This is a genomic window from Mycobacterium botniense, from assembly GCF_010723305.1.
GTDB classification, from domain to species: domain Bacteria; phylum Actinomycetota; class Actinomycetes; order Mycobacteriales; family Mycobacteriaceae; genus Mycobacterium; species Mycobacterium botniense.
Window position 1 is genome coordinate 1,002,257 of sequence record NZ_BLKW01000002.1, and the last position, 23,580, is coordinate 1,025,836.

Sequence of the window (23,580 nt, forward strand, 5' to 3'; positions counted from 1 at the left end):
AACGAGATCGCCGTAGCCCACGGTGACAACGGAATGACACGGCATGGTCCGCGGCGTGCGAGCCTGGCACGCCTGTATGACAAAAGTTCGACTGTTGTAGACCGACCGCGACGTCACCGCAATGCGCGGTTGTGAGCCCCTCGTCAGGAGTGCGAGTCGCCCGAGGTCTTGGCGAGGTGGTACATCCGGTATGACGTTGTCCCGCTTTCCAACCTGCGGTAGATCCCCGACCCGCGCGCCGGCGTTCCCTTACGAGCCACCCGTCGCAAAAATCCGGGCACTAAACTGTCTGCCACCGCTTGCCACTGCGCCGAATTCAGTTCAATCCCCCGCAAAACCTCTGCGTTGATCTCCCGCCATGCGATAACCCGCAACCCCGGCGCACCGGCCAGCGCCGCCTCCCACTGAGCGCACTCAAGCCGGTGCCGCACATCGGCATACAAGAACGCCCCGCCTGGACGCAACACCCGCGCCACCTCGCCGAGGAACCGGTCGAAATGGTGATAACAGTGCGAGGATTCGATATTGATCACCGTGTCAAATGACTGCGGGGGAAACGGCAGGTTCTCGGCATCTCCGTGCACGAACTCCAACCCCGGCACGTGATGGCGCCGCCGACAGAATTCGATACCGGCCGGGTTCAAATCCAATCCGATATATGACGCTGGTCCTAGGGCGCGCGTGAGATACGAGGCACCGCCGCCGTGTCCGCAGCCAACTTCGAGCACTCGTTTCCCGGCGAGCTCACCGGCCTGGGTTGCGGTGCAGTGGTAAAGCTGGATGGGGTATCGGTAGGGTTCGTCAGCGGCCTCCAGCGCTAACGCCATCGGCGGATCCTCTTGGTAGGACCAGTTCAGAAAGAGCACGTCGTCACCGACGTGGCGGGTGAGGTACGGGTAGAGCCGCTTGTTGAGGCTTCGGATCCAGGTCTTGACTGCCCGGCCGAGCGCACCGTCGGCGCCGGCGAGCCGTGCAGCCATGTCGCGGCGGTGCGCTGTGAATTGGACCATGGTTGGGATGCTAGAACCGAACCCGGGCGCAAACCAGAGTTCCGCCTATCGGATCGTCGGCCAGCACCACTAGTGTGGCCCGATCAATGGCGTAAGCCCAGCGCGGGCGGCACTTGCGAATCGTTTTTGTCAGCCGAATCGACGTTGAAGACAATTGTATCCGGTGTATCCGGTCACCGCCGGAAAAGATCGCGATTTCCGCTCGCTAGCGCGGGTTCGGGTGGTTATGCTGCTGGGCGGCTGCGCCGGGTGACGCGAGCCTCCCGCTTTCATTCGCCGAACGCGCACGGGAAGTGGACGAAAGGCCAGATTCCGCGATGAGATTTGTGCTGGCGTTCTATGGAACTCGCGGCGATGTCGAGCCTGGTGTCGCTATTGGTCGTGAGCTGCTGCGCCGTGGGCACGACGTGCGCATCGCCGTCCCCCCCGACCTGGTGGGCTTCGCTGAGACGGCTGGCCTTCCGGCAGTCACCTACGGGCCGGACACGCAGGCGTGGCTGGAAGTGACGCGCAACTTCTGGACTCGCTTTTTCCGCAACTTCTGGAGGATCAACGAGCTCATCCGGTTATTGCGCGAATCACGCAAGCCCGGCACCGAGTGCTGGGGGGAGATGAGCACCACGCTGGCGTCGCTGACCCACGGCGCCGACCTGCTTGTCACCGGCCTGAGTTACCAAGAGCTCGCTGTGAACATCGCTGAGTTTCAACGCATTCCGTTGGCCACCCTGCTGTGGTTACCGATACGGGTCAACGGCCACATCGTTCCGTTTTTGCCGGCGCCGTTGATCCGCGCGGCGATGACGGTGTACGAGTGGCTGGTTTGGCGTGGGGTAAAGAAAGTGGAAAACGCGCAGCGCCGTGAACTGGGTCTGCCGAAGGCCACCCGCCCGGCGCCGCGACGCATCGCCGAGCGTGGATCACTGGAAATCCAGGCCTATGACGAGGTGTGCTTTCCCGGGCTGGCCACCGAATGGGCCAAATGGGATGGCCAGCGGCCCTTCGTCGGCACACTGACGCTGGAGTTGCCCACCGATGCCGATGACGACGTGTTGTCGTGGATCGCCGCGGGCACACCGCCGATCTGTTTCGGGTTCGGCAGTATTCCGGTGGAATCCCCGCCCGACACCCTCGCCATGATCAGCTCGGCCTGCGCGCGGTTAGGGCAGCGGGCGCTGGTGTGCGCCGGCTCGACGGATTTCCGTGCCCTCCCGCATCTCGAGCACGTCAAGGTGGTGGGCGCGGTCAATTACGCGGCGATCTTTCCGGCCTGCCGGGCGGTGGTGCATCACGGCGGGGCGGGCACGCTGGCCGCGGGTCTGCGCGCCGGCGTGCCCACATTGATCCTGTGGATGGCCGACGTTCAGGTGATGTGGGGTGCCGCGGTGAAACGGTTGCGGGTGGGCACTGCCCGGCGTTTTTCGACGACCACCGAGAAAACGCTGGTCGCGGACCTGCGTAAGATTTTGGCCCCGTCCTATCTGGCGCGGGCCCGTCAGATCGCCGCCCAGATGACCCCGTCCGGTAAAAGCGTCGCGGCCGCCGCTGATCTGGTGGAAGATTTCGCCCGCGTGCGGCGGGTGGGCTGACCGGCGCAGGCGGCCAGCGGCCGGCTGCACGGCTCCGACTGGTGGGAACCCGCGCCGCCGATGGGTTTCAGCCGCTGGCTCCGAGGCCGCCGATGCCGTACAACATCATCGCGACCCCGATGGCAGCCACCATCGATGTCAGGACTTGTTGACGGTGCGCCAAAATCTGCTCGTGCAGCAGCCGCAGGATCGTTTGGGTTTTCGCAGGCGCGGCCAGATAGCTCACCAGAATGACCTCGACGACTACGAACATCCCGACCACCCACACCAGGGCAAGGCCGATCTGCGTGGCGATCCCCACTCCCGAGGCCATGATGGTCGTGAGCACCAGGAGGACCGTCAAAGGTGGTGGCCCCGACGCGGCCCCCAACATCAACGCGGGCCAGGAGGATCCGTTTACCCAGGCCTGGTGGGCGCGGGCGCGCAGCCCCCGGCGGGCAGATTGGCTCTGCCTGGGCGTATCCGGCGCGGGTTCCGGCGGCCGCGCAGCGGAGTCCGGCGTCGGGGCCGCCGCGCCGCCGTCTGCTGCTAGCTGCGACCGCTGCCCCGCCCAGAAGCGGACGGCCATCACGGCGGCAACCGATAGTGCCAGCACACCGATACCGATTTGGATGTGCCGGACCATGGGGCTGGCGAAAGTGGCCGGGCTGGCGACATGCTGCGCAAAAGACCTAAAGGTTGGTGTCACGTGCAGCACCATCAGCGGACCCAGCATGTAGGGCACACTCGCTGCCATGGCGCCGACCCAGTAGGCGAGCAGACTTTGCGCGGGCCGCGGCCGCGAGATCATCAAAAGGATCAGCCCAAGACGCACCGGATCGAGCGCCAGCACAAGCCCGAGGACCACTGCGGGGTGCCACACGGCCGGAACAGTACCGTTCCTAGACACTGAGGGGAAGTGAGTTCTGCTCTGTGGGCGGCCCCGAACCGCGCGGTGGGCATACCGGAGATGATCCGCCGGAACCGGCGCCGGCGGGCCATGCTTTTCCCGTGTCGTGGAGTCGGTGAAGTCGAGATTCTCGACCGCGATCGCTTTGACCCCGGTGCGCTGCGCCCAGTGCAGCAGCCCAGATAGCGCGTGGCGGAGTTGGGCGTCGCGGTGATCGGCGGCGCCGTCGAGTTGGTAGCTGAACGTGCGCGGCGCGCCGATCGGGTTGCCGTGTGGGTCCAGTCGCCATGCGGCGGGTGATCGGTGTTCATGTCCACCCCGATCAGCGCGGCGGGCCGCACTGCTTCCAACGGCACGCTCGGCGCGGCCTTGCGCTGCCAGGAGGCGTCCACATACCAGCGTCCGGTGCCCGGATTGTGGTGAATGCGCTTTTGATCATGAGACGACACCCGCGCGTATAACCCGAACGCGCCCGCCGACGCCGATCCTGTGGGCGCATCCGGTGACACCAACACCGTGCGCCTGCTCAGAACCCTCTTGGTTGTCATCTGTGGGCTTTTTCATGGTGACGCTGCCCGCGGCGAGGGCGTCTCGGCGTGCCTCCGCAGCCCGCCGCGCGAGTGCTTTCCCGCGCGTGACGGAGGCTTTCCGCCACCCATACACCGGTGATCTTGGCAAACTCCGGAACGCGCGGGGGACTGCAGCCTAGACTCAGCGCCGAAGAACGGCATGCGAGATAGGGGCAATTTTGACCATCACCGATCACGACGTCCGATCGCTCTACCTCGACCTGCTGCGACGCAACCTCACCAGGTACGGTATGCCCGAGCGAATGCCCGCTCGGTGGCCGTTGCGGCGACGGCTCCTTCTCAAAGCCTTCAACACCCTCAACTCCCTTCGGGTGGGGAGAAGCCCGTTCGACGAGCACCGGCGTGAGTTGGGCCTGGACTGGCCCGCCGAAGCCGAGACCATGATCGGAATGCAAAGACTCACCAGTCTGCAACACTGCGTTGAGACCGTCCTGGCCGATGACATCCCCGGTGATCTGGTCGAATGCGGGGTGTGGCGCGGCGGGGCCTGTATCCTGATGCGCGCGGTTTTGGCCGCCTACGGGGATCAGACGCGGTGTGTGTGGCTAGCCGACTCGTTCGCGGGCCTGCCTCGCCCGGACCCGGTAAAGTACAAGGCAGACAAGGGGATTCGATCAGACCTTGCCGCGGGCATCCTGGGGGTGTCGCAAGCCGAAGTCAGGGCGAATTTTGAGCGCTACGGACTGCTTGACGAGCGGGTCCGCTTTCTTCCCGGCTGGTTTAAAGACACGCTGCATGACGCCCCGATCGATCGCATCGCCGTGTTGAGGCTGGACGCCGACCTGTATGAATCCACCATTCAAGCACTCGAAGAGCTCTACCCACGTCTGTCCGCGGGTGGTTTCTGCATTATTGACGACTACCACGCGATGGAGCCGTGTCGGCAAGCTGTCACCGACTACCGCACCAAATATGGTGTGTCGGCGGCGATCGTCGAAATAGACGGCACCGGGGTCTTCTGGCGCAAGTAATGACGGCGGTGGGCCACGGTCTGATCGGGGCCCTATTCACCCTGATCGGCGCGTGCCCGGTGGTGGGCCGCAGCGGGGTGTCGACGATCAGCGACGACGCGAGTTCGCCAAGGTGATCTCGGGAGGCAGGGCTGTGCCGGAGAGCCAGCCGTCGACAGTGCGGGAAAACAGGTCCGGATGGCGCAGGGGCCAGTCGTGGTCCATGCCGATTGCGACGCCGTCGACTCCGTTGGGCATTCGTTGCGCGAGTGCTGCCGCCGAGCGGTGGACGAACCGCAACTCGTTGGCGCCGGTGAGAAACAGTGTGGGCGAATCCGATTTGTCGAGTCCCTCAGGGAGGGTGAACCCCGCGGACGCCTCGACAAGGTAAGCGACTTGTGCGGCCGGCATGAGCCGCATGTGCTCGCGGTGGTCGTCGGTCGTGGCGGGGGGAGGTCCTGCAAGACGGGCATTCCGTCGGATGGTCACAGATCGTGAGATCCGGGCGACCAGTCCGAGCAGGGACGCTGTGAGCCGCGCGCCCGGCAGCACGTTGACGACGGTTCCGCACAGCACCGCGCGGTCGACGAGTTCTGGCGCACTCGCCAGCAGCTGCGCCCCCACCTGTGCCCCGAGCGAAAGACCCACCACGTGCACGCGGCCGCTGCCCACCCGGGAGCGCACGAGTTCGGCCACCGCAGCGGCGGCTCCGCTGATCTCGAATCGGCCCCGCTGCGAACTCTCGCCGTGGTGGGGCAGGTCGGGAACCAGACAGTGATAGCGCTGCATGCGCTCCACCACAGGCTGCCAGGACTGGCCACTGTATTCCCCGCCGTGCAGGAACACCACGACCGGTGCCCCCACGGGACCGGACTCACGCACGAAGAGATCCACTATCAGCTCCCGTTCCCTGTGGGTCACCGCCCCGTGGCGCGACGATGGGGCCGGTCAGCTGTCCAGCGATGCGTTTGTGGACAGGACAGCCGATTAGTCAGCTTCGCGCCGGGATCCAAGCCAGACAGATCATGCGCTGTTGTTTCGATTGCGCCAGTCAGGATTTCGGTTCCATGGACCGCGTCCCGCCAATGGCCTGCCTGACAGAGTGGTACGGATTCAACAGGGGGGCAAGTGAAATGAGTTATCGCGGGAAACGTCGTCATCGCGCTGAGTGCGCAGCTGATCAGGCGGTGTGCCCGGAAAGTCAGGTATGGCCCGGTACCGTAACATGACCGGCCGGGCTTTCGGGTAGCAGCTGCCCAAGACCCGCCACCCGGCGCGCTGACGGCGGTCTGTGCCGGATGCAACATGACAGCGATCCTATGCGCTCGTGATGAATACGCTCGCATGAGGGAAACGATGCCGCTTTGATTTTTCAGCAGCCGGTCAGCTGGTGAAATGCTCGTGGTTGATGTGTTCGGCGACGCGTAAGGCGTTGGCCGCGACGGTCAGGCTGGGGTTCAACCCGGCGCTGGACGGGAAAAATGAGGAGTCCACCACATAGAGGTTGTCCACCTCGTGGGCCCGGTTGTGGGAGTCGAGCACACTGGTTTTCGGATCGGTGCCAAAACGGCACGTGCCGCACACATGACCCAGAGTCGCGTTGTTTTTAGCGGTCCGCAGGGTGAGTTTGCGAAACGGTGTGAGCACCTCTTTAAGCTGCCGCAAAAACACCGCGCGACGCTTGATCTCACTGGGGTGTAACCGATACCGGATCCGCAACCGCTGGCGACCATCGACACTGGGCCGATCACTGGGCAGCACCCTGTTATCCAGATACGGCAGATCCTCCATGATCGCAGCCAGCACCAGCCCACCACTGATAAAGCGATCGTAGACACCCCGCACCGCCGGACTCATCAACCGCAGCACCCCTGGCTTCCAACCGGGCTGATTGGTCAGCATCTCCATTGGTGCGAGTGAGGCCATAGCGCCGGCGGACTGGACGGTGCCGTATTTTTGGCCCTCCCAGAAATAAAAATCGTTAAACCCGATCTCCTTGTTTTCGGCTGTGATCATGCAGCCGGGCCGCGGCCAGATCTCGATCCAGTCGAGCAGATGACGCATCAAATTGCGGCCTACCTGATCCGAACCATTCGCCAACCCCCGCGGCCAATCCCCCGACCGTGAATTCAGCAACAACACCGGGGTGACCAACGCCCCCGCCGCCACCACCACCACCTTGGCCCGCAACCCCAGCACACCATCCCGATACCGGCAGATCACCCGCTGCACCCGGGCACGATCAGCCTCCAAGCGCACCACCGCACACTCAGCCAACAACCGCGCCCCATGCTCAGCCACCGCCGGCCACACCCCATCACGGGCAGCGTCATGTTTGCACGACCGCGGACATAAAAACGCCTGACACGTCGCACACCCCTCGGTGTAATCACACGCCATCGGCAAGTGATACGGATGCAACCCCCGACCCACCAAATAATCCACCAACACCTGATTATCCGGTGAAAACGGCGGCGGCGCCGGCAAACTCAGCCCAGCCGCCTCCGGCCGCAACGGATCCGGCTGCCCCCGCACCCCCAACAACCGCTCCGCCCGGGCATACCACGGCGCCAACTGCTCATAACTGATAGGCCACGCCTCGGGCACCGTGGAGTCCCCCGGATCACGAAAATTCTGCCGCGGCGTGAAATCCCGGGCGAAAAACCGCTCACACACCATGCCATACAACGCCGACGACCCCCCCGTCCCACTACCAATAAACGGCACAAACCGCTTCACAAAACGCCCACTGACATCCTCAACCTCATCGATGCTGCGCCCCGCCCGCGCCAACGCGTCAAAATACGACCCCATCGACCGACACGCCCCCGGCTCAACCAACTCCGGTATCGCCGCCCGAATCGTGCCCCCCACCCCCGGCAACGTCGACCGCCCCTTCTCCACAAACAACACCCGCCGACCCGCCCGCGCCAACCAATAACCAGCCATCCCGCCCCCCATCCCCGCCCCCACCACAACCACATCCCACACCGCTCGCTGTGCCTCACGCGCGGTCAACTCGCCCACCGTCACAATCACCCTCCTCAACCCCACAACCCCACACCCCAGCCCCGCCCCAGCGAAGCACGACTGAAGCCTCCCCGGTTTCATGCACACCTGATTCTGGGTGACCGGTGTGTATCCGGTTCTGTGTGACCGATGTGCATTCCGGCGCGGAGTCGAGCGTAGTAGTCGGCTTCGGCTGGCGGACGCCGATGAAGGCGGTGCATGAAGCGGTGTTGGTTGTACGATGCCACCCACGCCGAGGTCTTGTTTTGCAAATCGGTCAGGGTGTTGATCGGCCCGGCGTAGGCGTCGACGACAAAGGCGGTGTAGCCGAACCCGTGGGTCATCGCCACGTAGGTGAAGTCAGCCACCAGCAGCAGGTTGGGCGCACCGACCCGCCACTGCCCGCCCACCAGGTCCGATGCCCGGGTCGCGGCTCGATTGGACTCGGTGGTGCGCGGTGCACGGCGAGCACGGGTCACCCCGCGCCAGCCGTTATGCGACGTGATGCGTTCGACCGTCCGCCGCGCCACGGGGATTTCCTTGCGCTGCGGTGCGCCCACCTCTTCAGGCTGCCCTACAGGCTCTCCGGCGGGCGTTTGCCGTGCCCGTCAGGCTCGTAGTAACCGCACCGGACCTCGGTGATCTGGTATCCGAGAGAGCCTGTTTCGACGGCGCAGCCGTGGTTGCGGTGCGCCCAGTAGGTGCGCGGGGCGATCTGCGTGCCCTGGATACCCAGGGCCCCGCAGATCGGTGCGACCTCATAGGTACTGTTTGTGCTGGTCAATGAACGCACAGGTCGGCGGTGTAGCGGGTGGTACTCCAGCGCGAAGAAACTCATTGCAGCTCTTAGTATTTCGATAGCAGCTCAAGCTCACGGTTTTTGCGGCGCAGCTCATGCAGGTGCTGCTTCTCCTGGCTCGACACACCCGCGACCTCACCAGTGTCGACCTCCGCCTGGCACACCCATTTGCGCAGCGTCTTCGCACTCATCCCCAACCGACCCGCGACCCCCTCGTCGCCGCCCATTCGCTGTCGTGGCCGTCGCGGTGCCCCGGACCAACCGCACCGCCCCAGGCCTTGGTGTTCTCGCCGCACCTGATCGTGATGGCGCCATCCTCCCCTGAAAGGAAGGTGTGCATAAAACCGGGCTGCTTCTATATCGTGTCAAGGGGTTGCTGGCACAGGATGTGCTGCACCGAGCGTTCGATAGAGCTGTCAGGTGATGTAGCGGTTGCGGGATCGCATGATTTCCCTGGTGGCGCGTCCTTCGGCTCGGTGGCGGGCGACGTAGGCGCGGGTGGGGGCGTGGGTGCGCATGCGGACGATGGCCACGGTGGTCAGTCCCCGGCTGAGGCGCCGCTGTCCGCCGCGGTTTAGTCGGTGGCGCACGGTATTTCATTTCCCGATGGTGCCGGGATCGGACAGGTGCCTGCCAGGGCCGTCGATCTTGCGAGTGATCCAGACCAATGCTCGATCAAGCCCCGCCCGCGAGTTGGGGAACACCGCTTCCTCGAACACCCCGCCAGTCGCGGCGGTGACCAGCGCTAACCAGTCGGTGGCGGGATGGGTGTCGACTCCGATGACACACACATACTCCTCTGCGACCATCGCCATGGCGGCGTGAGTTCCTTCCTGTCGGCGACGTCGTAGCGGCTTCGGCCCGGCAAGAAAGCACTTCGAGGCAGACCTGGAACGGGCCACGACTCGAGGCAACGAGCCGGGCAGACTTCTGATAAAGCCGCCGAAGCAAGACTGGGCAGACGTCGCCGCCCATGACCGGATGGACAGATCCCAGGCTGAGCATCCTTGAAGGGGCTAGACGATTCATGAGTCACACCCGATTAGGACGGCGACACCGATCCTGTCAGCCATCACCGGGCCAGTCCTGCAAATACTGACAGGCGGTTCACAGCCGTAAAGCGAGATGATGTGACACTCACAGTTCATCTGCTTATCGACGCTACTCCCGTCCTGTCAACGGATCTCCGTTATCTACCGACCCTACCTACGTTGGGGTTCACAGCATGAGCCCACATGCTGATGAAGCGGCTAAGATTAAGGAGCCCTCGGTAGGCCAGGAATCGCGACTTTCTGACCACACCCGCCTGCTGCCCGTGTTCCCGCCAGTAGGTGGTCTCGTCACCGCTGAAGCTGTCGGTTTCAGCAGCCGTGTAGTAGTAAAGCGCTACCGACCGTCGCCACTTGCCTTGGGCAACGGGCACAGGAAATCCGTGCACCGAACGGTCGTCGGTCCGGAAGATGACGACTTTGCCCCAGTCCGGCACCACCGTCTTAACAGCCCGACCCTGCTTGTCGCATAACGAAAGACAACCCCCGTCCTGCAGCGTCCAGCCGTCGTTGAGGTAGACGAGTAGGTTGATGCGTCGGTAAAGGTTCAGCGCACGGTAGTAGTGGAAGTCGGTATGCGGACTTAGGATGCCACCGGGACCACTCAGGTGCAGGCCTCCGCCAAGTAGGTAGGGGTCGGGGAGCAGCTGCTTGATGCCGGTGATTTGTTCGAGCACCCTCAGGAACCGCGGTCCGGATAACTCCCTGATCAAGGCTCTAAACGGCTCCGGGATGAGGTCGAGATCAGAGCAGAACCGCTTGTTCTGCTGGTAACGGTCACGCATCTCGTTCCACCAGGGCCATGAAATGTCGGGAAAGGCATTGCCCGCTGCCGGAGCAAGGTTTAGAAGGTCATCGACCACTAGGTGCTGGAACGGCTCGGCCGCCTCGAATTCGCGGCGCAGGTTCAACGCGTTGCGCTCGAGTTCTTCTACCTTGAAAACAGTATCTGCCATGGTGGTATCTCCCGTCGCTATGCGAGAAGAACCGCTTGTCCTGGTGGTAACGATCGCACATCTCGCTCCACCAGGACCGTAAAATGTCGGGAAAGGTGCCCACCGCCGCAGGAAACATCGAGCATGGGACTGTTCACGATGCCCGTGGCCTGCTTTGCGGTAACCCCACTGGCCTGGCGGATATCGAGCCGAAAACGCCTGGCCTTTAGCGCTCTGCAAGAAACGAGGGAGTCGGTCTGACTCCATACCCCATAACCGACTCTAACGCAGCACGACACAGGCCTTATGCCTAGATCGAAGCAAACAGCAGTCCACTCTCTTTAAGAGACTGCTTGGCTGCTGTGTTTGGGTGATGACTGAAGGCAGGATAACCGAGCAGCCGACGGATCGCTCCTGCGGCCTCAGACACCAACGAATTCCAGCCGACAGTCGAAGATCTAGGCATAATGACCGGTGCCCCTGACGTTGCCAACGGGCTCGACAAGCTGAAAGGCCAGAACTCGATGAAAGTTGTGCTGGCATGCTATGGAATGCGTGGTGATATCGAGCCCTCCGTCGTTGTGGGCCGTGAGCTGCTGCGCCGCGGGCACGACGTGTGCATCGCCGTCCCGCCTAACCTGGTGGGCTTCGCCGAACAAGCAGGCGGGCTTGCGGCGGTCGCCTACGGACTGGACTCGCAAGCATTGGTCGAAGCGCAGCGCAGGTACTGGACGTGTTTCTTCCGCACACCATGGAAGATCTCGCAGCTAAATAGGTTAGGACAGGAAATTTCGGCGTTCGTCAACCGATGCTGGAGCGAGGAAGCGACCGCGACGCTGGCGTCGCTGGTGCACGGTGCCGACGTGCTCATCGCTGGTCTTGGTTTCGAGCAATTCCCCGCCAACGTCGCGGAGTATTACGACATACCTTTGGCGACAGTGCATTTTCTTCCGATACGGGCCCATGGCCAGCTCCTGCCGTTTTTGCCGCCGCCGTTGAGCCGGGCGGCGATGACGGTGTACGAGTGGCTGTCGTGGAGCGGTGCGCTGAGGGAGGCAGAGGACGCGCAGCGCCGTGAACTGGGTCTGCCGAAGGCCACCCGCCCGGCGCCGCGACGCATCGCCGAGCGTGGATCACTGGAAATCCAGGCCTATGACGAGGTGTGCTTTCCCGGGCTGGCCACCGAATGGGCCAAATGGGATGGCCAGCGGCCCTTCGTCGGCGCGCTGGCACTGGAGTTGCCCACCGATGCCGATGACGACGTGTTGTCGTGGATCGCCGCGGGCACACCGCCGATCTGTTTCGGGTTCGGCAGTATTCCGGTGGAATCCCCGCCCGACACCCTCGCCATGATCAGCTCGGCCTGCGCGCGGTTAGGGCAGCGGGCGCTGGTGTGTGCCGGCGGAACGGATTTCCGTGCCCTCCCGCATCTCGAGCACGTCAAGGTGGTGGGCGCGGTCAATTACGCGGCGATCTTTCCGGCCTGCCGGGCGGTGGTGCATCACGGCGGGGCGGGCACGCTGGCCGCGGGTCTGCGCGCCGGCGTGCCCCAGTTGATCCTCTGGACGTTCTACGATCAGCCACTCTTTGGTGCCGCGGTGAAACGGCTGCGGGTGGGCACTGCCCGGCGTTTTTCGACGACCACCGAGAAAACGCTGGTCGCGGACCTGCGTAAGATCTTGGCCCCGTCCTATCTGGCGCGGGCCCGTCAGATCGCCGCCCAGATGACCCCGTCCGGTAAAAGCGCTGCGGCCGCCGCTGATCTGGTGGAAGATTTCGCCCGCGTGCGGCGGGTGCGCTGATCAACGGCCGCGAGTCGCTGCACTGGTCGGCACGAGCCACTTCTGACATCTATCGAGTGGGTGTTTGGTTTAGGAACGTCCGCGCGTGTCGATGAGCCGAGCGATAGACGGCCAGTCGTTCGGAAAACGGTTGAGCATCTCGTCTTTCCGCCTATCGAGCGCCGAGATGTCCAGCGCCAGAAACTCATCGATGATCTCGCGCTGGCGCTCAGCAAGGACACGGGAATTCGGGTCGAGATTTTGCACGATCGCGAGCCCTGTTGGGCGTACACCGATTACATTGACAGTCAGATCGGGTCGGTACTTTTTCAAAATTAAAATCAAGCGCCAGACATCGCCGCTCCAAAACCACGAAGTCCGTTCGCGAGCGGCGCTCGTCGTATCGATTGGGTACACGTCGTGGATCAGGATGATGGAGTCTGCAGAACAGCACTTTTCCACGTTGATGAAATCCCGCAGAGCAAACTCGATCCGGTGCAGGCCGTCGATGAAGGCAAGGTCTAAGGTCTTGCCTCCCAGCTCGGAAATTACATCGCACTGTTCGAAAAATTCGTCGCTGGTCAGCGTGAACACTCGCTGGCGGGGTCCGGCAGGCTTCCGTAGGCGGGGGTTCGGGTCGACTCCCAGCGCCAACGTTTCCGGCCGTACGATTTCGAACGAGAGGCCCTGATCGATGCCGATCTCCAGATAAGTGGCCGGTTTCAGGTGTTGATGAATGCGGGCCAGAACCCGCAAATAATCCTCGCCGGGAAACTCTAGTCGCGCCAGCATCTGATGTGCTCTAAGATGCGCCATCGAATAGTCAGCGGTTTGCAAAGCCGCATGACACAACTCCGCCGCGCGTTCGGGTCTTCCCAGAAGTCGCTGGATAAAGGCTAGGCAGTACAGACGTCTTGCGCTGGTGAGGATAGCTACCACGGCTTCCCTGTAATCGTCGTTGTCAGCCCGATCGACATTCTTGCGGTATGTCGCCCCGACGTCTTCGAGGATGTGTGTGATCGTACCGGCCAGGTCACCGCTGGGTGTCGCTTCGAGTGCCGTCGCCCATCCGATCTCACCCTTCGGCTGCCCACCCGGTATAGCACCCTCGTCGCTGCGCTAGAGGTAGAACACCCATGCGCCCACGCGGGGTGAGAGAAAACAGTCCCTCTGTGACAGCTCAGCTCATCCGGGTGTGCGCGTCAACACAGGCCAAGAATCGCGCCAAGTGCGTCGCCGTAGCGATGGTCACGTTGGAAGCGCTGCGCCGTTGCCACCGCACCAAAGGCAAGCCGTCGCCGCAGATCCTCATCTGATTCGAGTGCCATCAGGTTGGCTGCAAGGCTCTTCGCGTCCCCGGCGGGGCTCAACAGTCCGTTGACCCCGGGCTCGATGATCTCCGCGGTGCCACCCGAGTTCGTCCCGCATACCGGCAGCCCGGCTCTCATCGCCTCCGCCGTGACGCAGCCGAACGCCTCGCAGTCGCTGCACATGAGCCCCACGTGTGCGGCGCGCCAGTAGCGCCCGACGTCACGCGTTGGACCGTGGATGGTCACGAGGTCCGCGACGCCGAGGCGTCGCGCCAGTGCGCGGATTGGTTTGTGATTGCCGGCGCCGACCAGGGTCAGGTCGATGTCAACACCGGCATTGCGGGCAAGAGCAATGGCCCTGACTGCGAGGTGTTGTCCCTTGGTGGGAGCAAAACGACCGACGAGCGCAACTTTCAAGGGCTCTCCCGGGTGTCGCTCCGGCGGTGTGCCGGGTGGGGCGTCGATGACCGGGTAGACCACATGAGTCCTCATTTCTGGATCTATTGCGAGCAGCGCCTTCTCAACCGCTTGTGAATTGCAGATCACCGCTTCGGACAGCCAGCCAATCAGACGGATGGTCCTGCGGTAGCCTAAAAGGAATCGCAGCCGATGGTCGTCTCGTCCGAACTCGTGAACCATCCAGTAGTGCGGGATGCCAAGCAGTTTGGCTGCGATCGCGTGCGACGGAATGATCATCGTGTTGCTGAGCACCATCGTCGGGCGTAGTCGACCGAGTAGCATCACTGCTTGCATGATCCCCAGCAGCAGCAGCGCGCAGCGGGGCAGCGCGGCGATGAGCGCCTCAATGCGTGGGGTCCGCCACCGCTCCGGAAACGCCCAACACGGGATCCAGGCAACCTTGTTTCGGACCCCATACCGCGCGCACTCTGCCGCGAGGCTTCCTTTCCATGGGTAGACGGCGATCAAATCCAGGTCCGGCCGCTTTTCCCTTAGTGCCCGGGCGATGTCACGAAACACCGCTGCGGCCCCTCCGCCCAAATTGCCGTAGTTTGAGACCATCACCACCTGGGACACAGGGCTTGGTTGACGTGAGGCGTCGATCCCACGAAGCCAGGTTCTTACGCGGCCCCAGGTTTCAGCGGCGATCATTGCCAGAGTGTATGCCGACCGTGTTGGTACCGGAGTACCGAACTAATACCGGTCCCCGTCCTCATCGGTGTAATTCAAGCGCGCACGAGATGCTGCCAACCGATACGGTTACTGCAGCCGGGACGGGAGTCCCACGCTTCGGGAAGCCGGGTTTCTTCTTGCTCAACGGGCCCAGGAATGGATGGCAACACCGCAGTGTCGAGTTGAGATCGCGGCCGCCCTGCTAAGATGCACCGACCCTGGTCAACGATCTTGCTGAAATGGATTGGAATGCACAATTCGAACCGAATCATGGCCCAAATTCGCTGGACGGTCCGATCTGTTGTCTTGCTACTTAGGGTGGCCAGCGGACACCCGTCGGTATTGTGGCACTATTTTACAGACAATGTGCGCTATCGTCTGGTCAAGCTCGGGGTTCTATCCGGCGTGGCAAAGCATGTCGCTGAGGTTCGTGCGGGGTTCGCGGCGCACGCGGCGCAAGGCCAGTTCAAAATAAATTTCTTCGATTCGGACGACTGGAATATTGTGCTGTGGTGTCTTACTTTTTCAAGAATCTTTAATCGTGAAGATCCTGTGCGTATTCTTGAAATCGGATCCTGGGAAGGGCGTTCAACTCTGTTTCTCCTCACCTACTTCACGAACGGGCACTTGACTGCTGTGGACCCCTGGGCCGACAGGGATGACAACGAGTACAAGGTAACGAAGGAGTCGCGAGAGCGTGAAGCGCGTTTCGAGCGCAATCTTGCACCGTGTGCGGCACGGTTAACCAAACGCAAGGGCTCCTCGTTGCAGGTATTGCCACAACTGCTCGATGAACAGCAGGAATTTGATGTTATTTATGTGGATGGATCGCACTTTGCCGACGATGTTCTAACCGATGGCATCAATGCGTGGCGCCTATTAAAGCGGGGCGGAATATTGATTTTCGATGACCTTTTATGGGCTTGCTACCCCCGTATGCGGGCCAACCCTGCGTGGGCGATCAATCTGTTTATGAAATACCACAGTGGAGAATATAGGATTCTGGGCGCTTCCTATCAAATGATCTTACAGAAAAAGATAACATCTACTGACCACGAATCGGCCGACCTCGCCGCCTTTCAGTTCGCGAGGGCCACCGTTGCAACGAATTAGCACTGAATCTGCCAGCACCGGCGACCGACGAACGCCGCGACAAAGATCTCGCACCGCCAGTCCGGGGAACAATGGCTAATCCCCAGCGAACAGTCGAAGAACCAGGCACAATAACCGATACCCCCGATATCGCCTATACGCACGACTAGCTGAAAAGGATAGGGTTCGTCTGCGATGAAATTCGTCCTATCAAGTTATGGAACGCGTGGCGAAGTCGAACCCTGCGTTGCTGTCGGCCGTGAACTGCTGCGCCGCGGCCACGATGTGTGCATGGCGGTCCCACGTGACCTGGTCGGCTTTGTTGAGGCAACGGGGCTCGGCGCGGTCGCCTACCGGTTGGACACGCGCGAAGTAACCGAGGCATACATCAACCTGTGGAGAGATTTCTATTTCTCCCGAAACCTCTACAGGATCCGGGAACTGATGAGCCTACGGCGCGAACTTGGCAAGATCGGTCTACAAAGCTTTTGGGACACGAGCACCACGCTGACGTCACTGGCCGAAGGAGCCGACCTGCTGCTCACCGGCGTGAATTTTGAGCAGCCCGCCGCCAATGTCGCCGAGCATTACGACATTCCGTTGGCCACGCTGCATTATTCGCCGACACGGGCCAACGCCCAGATCGTTCCGATCCTGCCGGCGCCGTTGACTCGCACGGCGATGACGGCCTCCGAGTGGCTGGTCTGGCGCCTGACCAAGAACCTCGAGGACGCGCAGCGTCGTGAACTGGGTTTACCGAAGACCAAAGCTCCCTATCCGCGACGGATCGCCGAACGTGGATCGCTGGAGATCCAGGCCTACGAGGAGGTGTGGTTCCCTGGGCTGGCCGCCGAATGGGCCAAATACGGCAGCCATCGCCCCTTTGTCGGTGCGCTGTCCATGGAGTTGCCCACCGACGGCGACGAGGAAGTCTTGTCGTGGATCGCCGCGGACACACCGCCGATCTGTTTCGGGTTCGGCAGCATCCCGGTGGAATCCCCCCCTGACATACTCGCCATGATCAGCTCGGCCTGCGCGCAGTTAGGACAGCGGGCGCTGGTGTGCGCCGGTTCGACGGATTTCCGTCCACTCCCGCATCTCGAGCATGTCAAGGTGGTGGGTGCGGTCAATTACGCGGCGGTCTTTCCCGCCTGCCGCGCAGTCGTGCATCACGGTAGCACCGGTACCACGGCCGCGGGCATGCGCGCCGGAGTCCCCACGCTGATCCTCTGGACGATACGTGATCAGGCGATCTTGGGATTCCAGATAAAACGACTGAAACTGGGTACCTTCCGGCGTTTTTCGACCACTACCCGCGAATCGCTGGTTGCGGACCTGCGCCGCATACTGGCTCCGGAATACCTCTCTCGCGCCCGCGAGATCGCCACCCGCATGACCAAACCCGCCGACAGCGTCGCGGCCGCTGCCGATCTGGTGGAAAACCTTGCCCGCCTGCGGCGGGTTCGATGACCGTTGCCTGGTGATGAAATCGCGCTCGTCTGCTTAAAAACTCGACGCTGGAATATCCGTTGGTTATGGCGTTCCGATAAGCCATGGTCGCGGAGCAACAATTTTCGTGGCCGAAGGTTTCGGTTTGGCCCACCTGATTTCGCTGCCGATCGAGTGCGCGCGGCAACCTTGTATGCGCCCCAACGGCATACCAACAATACCGCCAATATCCTCGGTAACAATCCCCGCAGCGGGAACGATGCCCCGTCAGCGCGACAAACGCTCTCTCGCGGGGTTTGCGGATAATCAGCACGCGACAAAGTAGTGTCGGCACGTCGTCACCCTTCTCGGGTGGCCTACAGCAAGTGCTAGCATCCGTCCGTGTCTGGACACGGCGCCCCGGTGCGGATCGGCATCCTGGGGGCGGCGCGCATCGCGCCCAAAGCACTCATCAAACCGGCCAAGAAAAACAGCGACGTCGTGGTTGCCGCGGTGGCGGCACGCGATGTGTCACGTGCTCAGGCTTTCGCTGCCAAACACGGTATCGCCCGGGTACACGACTGCTATGAGGCGCTGATCGCCGATCCGGATCTGGATGCCGTCTATAATCCGCTGCCGAACGCCTTGCATGGCAAATGGACCCGAGCCGCGCTCGCTGCGAGCAAGCACGTGCTGTGCGAAAAGCCCTTCACCGCCAATGCCGCTGAGGCCCGCGAAATCGCCGAAGTGGCCGCAAGGTCAGACCGAGTTGTGATGGAGGCATTCCATTACCGCTACCATCCGTTTGCTTTGCGCGTCGAGGAAATCCTTGCCTCCGGCGAGCTCGGGACGTTGCAGCACGTCGAGGCTACCGTGTGCTTTTGGCTGCCAAAGTTTTCCGATATCCGTTATGACTATTCCCTCGGCGGCGGCGCACTGATGGACGTCGGCTGCTATGCGGTCGACATAGTCCGCACGTTCGGCGGATCAACTCCGAAAGTTGTTTCTGCACAGTCCAAATTGCATCATGCGAATCTGGACCGGGCCATGACCGCCGAGTTGCGGTTTCCAGGCGGGCACACGGGCCGGGTCCACTGCTCGATGTGGTCGTCGGATCTCCCGCGGTTCACAGCCAAAGTGGTGGGCGACCGCGGCGAACTGCGGCTCAATCCGTTGATACCTTTCCAGCGGTTTTCGGTCCGATCAGTTAACGCTAAACGCGTAGAGCGTTTCCCATCACGCCCCACCTACGCCTATCAGCTTGACGCTTTCGTTGCCGCCGTGTTGAACGGTGAACCGGTGAAGACGGGACCGCAGGACGCAGTCGAGAACATGACCGTCATCGATGCGATCTATCGCGCTGCCGGTCTGCCGCTGCGCCAGCCGGCGTAGCTGGTCACTGAAATCGTTGTCCCAGAAAGTATCCCGGACATAATTGGGCTCTTCGCAGTTGAGGGTGTAGAGGTGGTCGGCGCGTCGCTGCCGGGATAGGGGTCGAGGTCTTCTGATGATGGGAGTTTCCATACTGCCTATCAGAAGACCTCGACGTGCCTGACGCTACCTTCGCTTGCCCCGATCTGACCATGTTCTGCCGCCTTGATGAGCTCGGGCTGGAGGTGACCGGCCAACGCCTGCAGGCTGATCGGGCGGTGCTGGCGTGCCGGATCGTCGATGACGACTCGTGGTGTCGCCGCTGCGGGGAACAGGGCACCCCCCGCGACACCGTCACTCGGGAATTGGCGCATGAGCCGTTCGGGTGGCGGCCGACGACCTTGCTGGTCACCGTGCGCCGTTACCGGTGTGCCGGCTGTGCGCATGTGTGGCGCCAAGACAGCAGTGCTGCGGCCGAGCCGCGGGCCAAGCTGTCGCGACGGGCTCTGCGTTGGGCCTTGGAAGCCCTGGTGTGTCAACACCTGAGCGTGGCACGAGTCGCTGAAGGCCTCGGGGTGTCGTGGAACACCGCCAACAGCGCGGTGCTGGCCGAAGGCCGGCGCGTGCTCATCGACGATCCCGGCCGGTTCGACGGTGTGCGCGTCATCGGCGTCGACGAGCACGTGTGGCGCCACACCCGCAAAGGCGACAAGCACGTCACGGTGATCATCGATCTGACCGCGGTGCGCGACGGAACCGGTCCTGCTCGGCTGCTCGACATGGTCGAAGGACGCTCCAAACAGGCCTTCAAGACCTGGCTAGCTGAGCGGCCCAAATCCTGGCGTGACGGCGTGCAAGTCGTTGCGATGGACGGATTCACCGGGTTCAAGACCGCCACCAGCGACGAACTGCCCGAAGCGGTCGCGGTGATGGACCCTTCCATGTGGTCCGGCTCGCCGGTGACGCCCTCGATGAGTGCCGACGCCGCGTCCAGCTGGACACCTGCGGGCACCGTGGCCGCAAAACCGATCCGCTCTACGCCTGCCGGCACACCCTACACACCGGCGCCGACCTGCTCACCGACAAACAGAAGATCCGGCTGCACGCCCTGTTCGCCGCCGACGCCCATGTCGAGGTTGAAGCCACCTGGACGATCTATCAGCGCACCGTCGCTGCCTACCGCGAACCCAACCGGGCCAAGGGCCGCGCGATGATGCAGGCCGTGATCGACACCCTCAGCCGTGGCGTCCCCAAAGCCCTGCGCGAGCTCATCACACTGGGCCGCACGTTGAAGAAACGGGCCGGCGACATCCTGGCCTACTTCGACCGGCCTGGAACCAGCAACGGCCCAACCGAAGCCATCAACGGCCGACTCGAACACCTGCGCGGCTCCGCCCTCGGATTTCGCAACCTCACCAACTACATCGCCCGATCACTACTAGAAACCGGCGGATTCAGACCCCAACTACACCCTCAATCATGAAGAGCCCATAATTGTCTCGACTCGTGGACAGAACATAACCCTAGCTGTCAGCTGGTGAAATGCTCGTGGTTGATGTGTTCGGCGACGCGTAAGGCGTTGGCCGCCACCGTCAAACTGGGGTTCAACCCGGCGCTGGACGGGAAAAACGAGGAGTCCACCACATAGAGGTTGTCCACCTCGTGCGCTCGGTTATTCGCATCCAGCACACTGGTTTTCGGATCGGTGCCGAAACGGCACGTGCCGCAGACATGCCCGAGGTTCGCGTTGTTTTTGCCGCTGCCCAAAGGGAGTTTGCGAAACGGCTGCAACACCTCTTTCAGCTGCCGCAAAAACACCTTGCGCCGTTTCACCTCGCTAGGGTGGAGACGATACTGAATCCGCAGCCGCGGGCGGCCATCTGAGCCGGGCCGGTCGCTGGGCAGGACGCGGTTGTCCTGATAGGGCAAGTCCTCTGTGATCGCGGCCAGCACCAGCCCGCCTGTGACGAACCGCCGGTAGATCTGCCGAACCGCCGGATTGACCAAGCGCAGTGCCTTTCCCCTCAAGCCGGGACGATTGGTCAGCCATTCCACGGGCGGTATCGCGCCGAACGACTGAACGGTGCCGTATTTCTGCCCCTCCCAGAAATAGAAGTCGTTGAGGCCGATCTCCTTGTTGGGGGCAGTGATTTGCGAGTCGGGTCGCGGCCAGATCTCAATTGGGTCCAGCAGATGACGCATCAAGTTGCGGCCCACCTGATCCGAGCCGTTGGCTAACCCGCGCGGCCAATCCCCCGAGCGGGATTCGAGCAACAACACCGGCGTGGCCAGCGCGCCCGCAGCCACCACCACCACCGTGCCCTTGAGGGTCAGCGTAGCGCCACGATATTCGGCGATGACCTGCCGCACACGGGTGCGATCGGCGTCTAGACGCAGCACCCGACATTCGGCCAGCAGGCCGGCACCGTGCTCGGTGACGGCCGGCAGCACCGCATTGCGGGCGGCATCGTTTTTGCATGACCGCGGACACAGAAAAGCCTGACAAGTGGCACAACCTTCGGTGTACTCACACGCCATCGGCAGGTGGTAGGGATGCAATCCCCGGCCGACCAGATAGTCGACCAGCAGCTGATTGTCCGGCGAAAACGGCGGCGCCGCAGGAAGATCCACATCGGTCGCTTCGGGGCGCAGCGGATCCGGTGCGCCGCGGACCCCCAGCAGCTGCTCGGCCTGGGCGTACCAGGGCCGCATCTGGTCGTAGCTCACCGGCCAGGCCTCGGGCACAGTGGAATCTCCCGGGTCGCGAAAATTTTGCCGCGGTGTGAAATCACGTGCGAAAAACCGCTCGCAGACCATGCCGTACAGGGCCGACGACCCACCCGTGCCGCTGCCGATGAACGGCACAAACCGCTTCGCGAAACGCCCACTGATGTCTTCGATCTCATCGGTACAGCGTCCGGCCCGGGCCAACGCGTCGTAGAAGGCGTCGGCCGACCGGTACGCCAACGGCTCGGCGAGTTCGGGCATCGCTGCCCGAATCGTCGCGGGCGTTCCGGGCAGCGTCGAGCGTCCCTTCTCGACGAACAGCACCCGCCGGCCGGACCGGGCCAACTGGTAGCCCAGCGTCGCGCCGCCCATGCCGGTGCCCACGACGATCACGTCCCATGCGAGCTGTTCGGCCCTGTGCGCAGTCAGTTCGCCGTCAGCCACAATCACGCTCCTCCGCGACGATGGCACACAGCCTGGGCCGGGGAAGCATGACAGTACCACTCACCGTCACAAGCAAGTAGGGTGACGCTCCCGGCGCGGGGCTGGGCATAATATCGGTGCCACGTCGCCTGGCCCGACGTGCGCGACAACCTAAAAGGCCACCTTCGCTGAAAGGCCACCCTCGGCGATGAGATTTGTGCTCGCAAGCTACGGCGGTCGCGGTGATATCGAGCCCTCCGTCGTTGTGGGCCGTGAGCTGCTGCGCCGCGGGCACGACGTGTGCATCGCCGTCCCGCCTAACCTGGTGGGCTTCGCCGAACAAGCAGGCGGGCTTGCGGCGGTCGCCTACGGACTGGACTCGCAAGCCATTCTCGATGCGCAGCGCAGGTACTGGACGTGTTACTTTCGCACGCCCTGGAAGATTCGGGAACTGAACAGGTTAGGGCGCGAAACTGCGGAGTTCGCCACCCGCTGCTGGGAGGAAATGACCGCGACGCTGGTGTCGCTGGCGCACGGCGCCGACGTGCTCATCGCGGGCCTGATTTTCGAGCAGCCCGCTGCCAACGTCGCGGAGTATTACGACATCCCCTTGGCCACACTGCATTTCTTCCCAGTCCGGGCCCATGGCCAGCTCCTGCCGTTTTTGCCGCCGCCGTTGAGCCGGGCGGCGATGACGCTGAACGATTGGCTGGCTTGGCGCGGGACGAAGAAGGGTGAGGACGCGCAGCGCCGTGAACTGGGTCTGCCGAAGGCCACCCGCCCGGCGCCGCGACGCATCGCCGAGCGTGGATCACTGGAAATCCAGGCCTATGACGAGGTGTGCTTTCCCGGGCTGGCCACCGAATGGGCCAAATGGGATGGCCAGCGGCCCTTCGTCGGCGCGCTGGCACTGGAGTTGCCCACCGATGCCGATGACGACGTGTTGTCGTGGATCGCCGCGGGCACACCGCCGATCTGTTTCGGGTTCGGCAGTATTCCGGTGGAATCCCCGCCCGACACCCTCGCCATGATCAGCTCGGCCTGCGCGCGGTTAGGGCAGCGGGCGCTGGTGTGCGCCGGCTCGACGGATTTCCGTGCCCTCCCGCATCTCGAGCACGTCAAGGTGGTGGGCGCGGTCAATTACGCGGCGATCTTTCCGGCCTGCCGGGCGGTGGTGCATCACGGCGGGGCGGGCACGCTGGCCGCGGGTCTGCGCGCCGGCGTGCCCCAGTTGATCCTGTGGACCTTGCCCGATCAGCCGTTCTTCGGGGCTGCGGTGAAACGGCTGCGGGTGGGCACTGCCCGGCGTTTTTCGACGACCACCGAGAAAACGCTGGTCGCGGACCTGCGTAAGATCTTGGCCCCGTCCTATCTGGCGCGGGCCCGTCAGATCGCCGCCCAGATGACCCCGTCCGGTAAAAGCGCTGCGGCCGCCGCTGATCTGGTGGAAGATTTCGCCCGCGTGCGGCGGGTGGGCTGACCGGCGCAGGCGCCCGGCTG

Annotated in this window: 17 protein-coding genes and 2 pseudogenes; 8 read left to right on the top strand and 11 right to left on the bottom strand. The window is 63.1% G+C overall.

Annotated elements, in window-relative coordinates; genetic code table 11:
* Positions 1 to 143: 143 nt before the first annotated feature.
* Positions 144 to 1,010: a phthiotriol/phenolphthiotriol dimycocerosates methyltransferase gene (locus tag G6N08_RS04825; RefSeq protein ID WP_308494701.1), complete on the bottom strand. Its 867-nt coding sequence runs from the start codon at positions 1,008 to 1,010 to the stop codon at positions 144 to 146.
* Between the two features lie 317 nt (positions 1,011 to 1,327).
* On the opposite strand from G6N08_RS04825, the gene G6N08_RS04830 reads away from it, so the two are divergent.
* On the top strand, positions 1,328 to 2,596 hold the full coding sequence (locus tag G6N08_RS04830; protein WP_163754897.1) for a glycosyltransferase: 1,269 nt from the start codon (positions 1,328 to 1,330) through the stop codon (positions 2,594 to 2,596).
* A 67-nt stretch (positions 2,597 to 2,663) separates the two neighbouring features.
* Here G6N08_RS04830 and G6N08_RS04835 read toward each other — a convergent pair whose 3' ends face one another.
* Positions 2,664 to 3,458: a GAP family protein gene (locus tag G6N08_RS04835; protein ID WP_163754898.1), complete on the bottom strand. Its 795-nt coding sequence runs from the start codon at positions 3,456 to 3,458 to the stop codon at positions 2,664 to 2,666.
* 775 nt (positions 3,459 to 4,233) lie between these two features.
* Between G6N08_RS04835 and G6N08_RS04840 the strand changes: the two genes are divergently transcribed.
* Entirely contained in the window at positions 4,234 to 5,046 is an 813-nt protein-coding gene (locus tag G6N08_RS04840; RefSeq protein ID WP_163754900.1) for a TylF/MycF/NovP-related O-methyltransferase, read from the top strand.
* Positions 5,047 to 5,133: 87 nt separating this feature from the next.
* Here G6N08_RS04840 and G6N08_RS04845 read toward each other — a convergent pair whose 3' ends face one another.
* The 6 genes and pseudogenes from G6N08_RS04845 to G6N08_RS04870 all read right to left on the bottom strand — a co-directional run bounded on the left by G6N08_RS04845 (position 5,134) and on the right by G6N08_RS04870 (position 10,838).
* Positions 5,134 to 5,919 carry an alpha/beta fold hydrolase gene (locus tag G6N08_RS04845; protein ID WP_163754902.1) on the bottom strand — a complete coding sequence of 262 codons (786 nt, stop codon included), beginning with the start codon at positions 5,917 to 5,919 and terminating at the stop codon, positions 5,134 to 5,136.
* Positions 5,920 to 6,408: 489 nt separating this feature from the next.
* Positions 6,409 to 8,058: a GMC oxidoreductase gene (locus G6N08_RS04850; RefSeq protein WP_246216609.1), complete on the bottom strand. Its 1,650-nt coding sequence runs from the start codon at positions 8,056 to 8,058 to the stop codon at positions 6,409 to 6,411.
* A gap of 74 nt (positions 8,059 to 8,132) precedes the next feature.
* Positions 8,133 to 9,140 (bottom strand): annotated as a pseudogene (locus G6N08_RS04855) (transposase family protein).
* A 109-nt stretch (positions 9,141 to 9,249) separates the two neighbouring features.
* Entirely contained in the window at positions 9,250 to 9,423 is a 174-nt protein-coding gene (locus G6N08_RS04860) for a hypothetical protein (RefSeq protein ID WP_246216610.1), read from the bottom strand.
* Between the two features lie 6 nt (positions 9,424 to 9,429).
* Complete coding sequence (locus G6N08_RS20585; RefSeq protein ID WP_163753152.1) at positions 9,430 to 9,648, bottom strand: hypothetical protein; 219 nt, start codon at positions 9,646 to 9,648, stop codon at positions 9,430 to 9,432.
* 374 nt (positions 9,649 to 10,022) lie between these two features.
* Positions 10,023 to 10,838, bottom strand: a complete 816-nt coding sequence (locus G6N08_RS04870; RefSeq protein WP_163754906.1) for a 2OG-Fe(II) oxygenase — start codon at positions 10,836 to 10,838, stop codon at positions 10,023 to 10,025.
* 503 nt (positions 10,839 to 11,341) lie between these two features.
* On the opposite strand from G6N08_RS04870, the gene G6N08_RS04875 reads away from it, so the two are divergent.
* Positions 11,342 to 12,619: a glycosyltransferase gene (locus G6N08_RS04875; RefSeq protein WP_163756704.1), complete on the top strand. Its 1,278-nt coding sequence runs from the start codon at positions 11,342 to 11,344 to the stop codon at positions 12,617 to 12,619.
* 69 nt (positions 12,620 to 12,688) lie between these two features.
* Here the strand turns inward: G6N08_RS04875 and G6N08_RS04880 are convergent, their stop codons facing one another.
* Positions 12,689 to 13,537: a class I SAM-dependent methyltransferase gene (locus G6N08_RS04880; RefSeq protein ID WP_163754908.1), complete on the bottom strand. Its 849-nt coding sequence runs from the start codon at positions 13,535 to 13,537 to the stop codon at positions 12,689 to 12,691.
* A 263-nt stretch (positions 13,538 to 13,800) separates the two neighbouring features.
* Positions 13,801 to 14,943, bottom strand: coding sequence for a glycosyltransferase (locus G6N08_RS04885; protein ID WP_163754909.1), 1,143 nt, complete (start codon positions 14,941 to 14,943; stop codon positions 13,801 to 13,803).
* 414 nt (positions 14,944 to 15,357) lie between these two features.
* Between G6N08_RS04885 and G6N08_RS04890 the strand changes: the two genes are divergently transcribed.
* The 4 genes and pseudogenes from G6N08_RS04890 to G6N08_RS04905 all read left to right on the top strand — a co-directional run bounded on the left by G6N08_RS04890 (position 15,358) and on the right by G6N08_RS04905 (position 20,413).
* Positions 15,358 to 16,152, top strand: coding sequence for a class I SAM-dependent methyltransferase (locus G6N08_RS04890; protein ID WP_246216611.1), 795 nt, complete (start codon positions 15,358 to 15,360; stop codon positions 16,150 to 16,152).
* A gap of 174 nt (positions 16,153 to 16,326) precedes the next feature.
* The gene (locus tag G6N08_RS04895) at positions 16,327 to 17,601 is read left to right on the top strand and encodes a glycosyltransferase (protein WP_163754912.1); all 1,275 of its coding nucleotides are present in this window, start codon (positions 16,327 to 16,329) and stop codon (positions 17,599 to 17,601) included.
* Positions 17,602 to 17,961: 360 nt separating this feature from the next.
* Entirely contained in the window at positions 17,962 to 18,951 is a 990-nt protein-coding gene (locus G6N08_RS04900) for a Gfo/Idh/MocA family protein (protein WP_163754914.1), read from the top strand.
* A 155-nt stretch (positions 18,952 to 19,106) separates the two neighbouring features.
* Positions 19,107 to 20,413, top strand: a pseudogene (locus G6N08_RS04905) (ISL3 family transposase).
* Positions 20,414 to 20,460: 47 nt separating this feature from the next.
* Here the strand turns inward: G6N08_RS04905 and G6N08_RS04910 are convergent.
* Positions 20,461 to 22,101, bottom strand: a complete 1,641-nt coding sequence (locus G6N08_RS04910) for a GMC oxidoreductase (RefSeq protein WP_163754916.1) — start codon at positions 22,099 to 22,101, stop codon at positions 20,461 to 20,463.
* A 187-nt stretch (positions 22,102 to 22,288) separates the two neighbouring features.
* On the opposite strand from G6N08_RS04910, the gene G6N08_RS04915 reads away from it, so the two are divergent.
* On the top strand, positions 22,289 to 23,560 hold the full coding sequence (locus G6N08_RS04915) for a glycosyltransferase (RefSeq protein ID WP_163754918.1): 1,272 nt from the start codon (positions 22,289 to 22,291) through the stop codon (positions 23,558 to 23,560).
* The last annotated feature ends 20 nt before the right edge of the window (positions 23,561 to 23,580 follow it).

Excerpts from the sequence above, each read along its gene's own strand:
- G6N08_RS04825 (WP_308494701.1), bottom strand. The coding sequence starts at position 1,010 with ATGGTCCAATTCACAGCGCACCGCCGCGACATGGCTGCACGGCTCGCC.
- G6N08_RS04830 (WP_163754897.1), top strand. The coding sequence starts at position 1,328 with ATGAGATTTGTGCTGGCGTTCTATGGAACTCGCGGCGATGTCGAGCCT.
- G6N08_RS20585 (WP_163753152.1), bottom strand. The coding sequence starts at position 9,648 with ATGGCGATGGTCGCAGAGGAGTATGTGTGTGTCATCGGAGTCGACACC.
- G6N08_RS04870 (WP_163754906.1), bottom strand. The coding sequence starts at position 10,838 with ATGGCAGATACTGTTTTCAAGGTAGAAGAACTCGAGCGCAACGCGTTG.
- G6N08_RS04875 (WP_163756704.1), top strand. The coding sequence starts at position 11,342 with ATGAAAGTTGTGCTGGCATGCTATGGAATGCGTGGTGATATCGAGCCC.
- G6N08_RS04895 (WP_163754912.1), top strand. The coding sequence starts at position 16,327 with ATGAAATTCGTCCTATCAAGTTATGGAACGCGTGGCGAAGTCGAACCC.
- G6N08_RS04915 (WP_163754918.1), top strand. The coding sequence starts at position 22,289 with ATGAGATTTGTGCTCGCAAGCTACGGCGGTCGCGGTGATATCGAGCCC.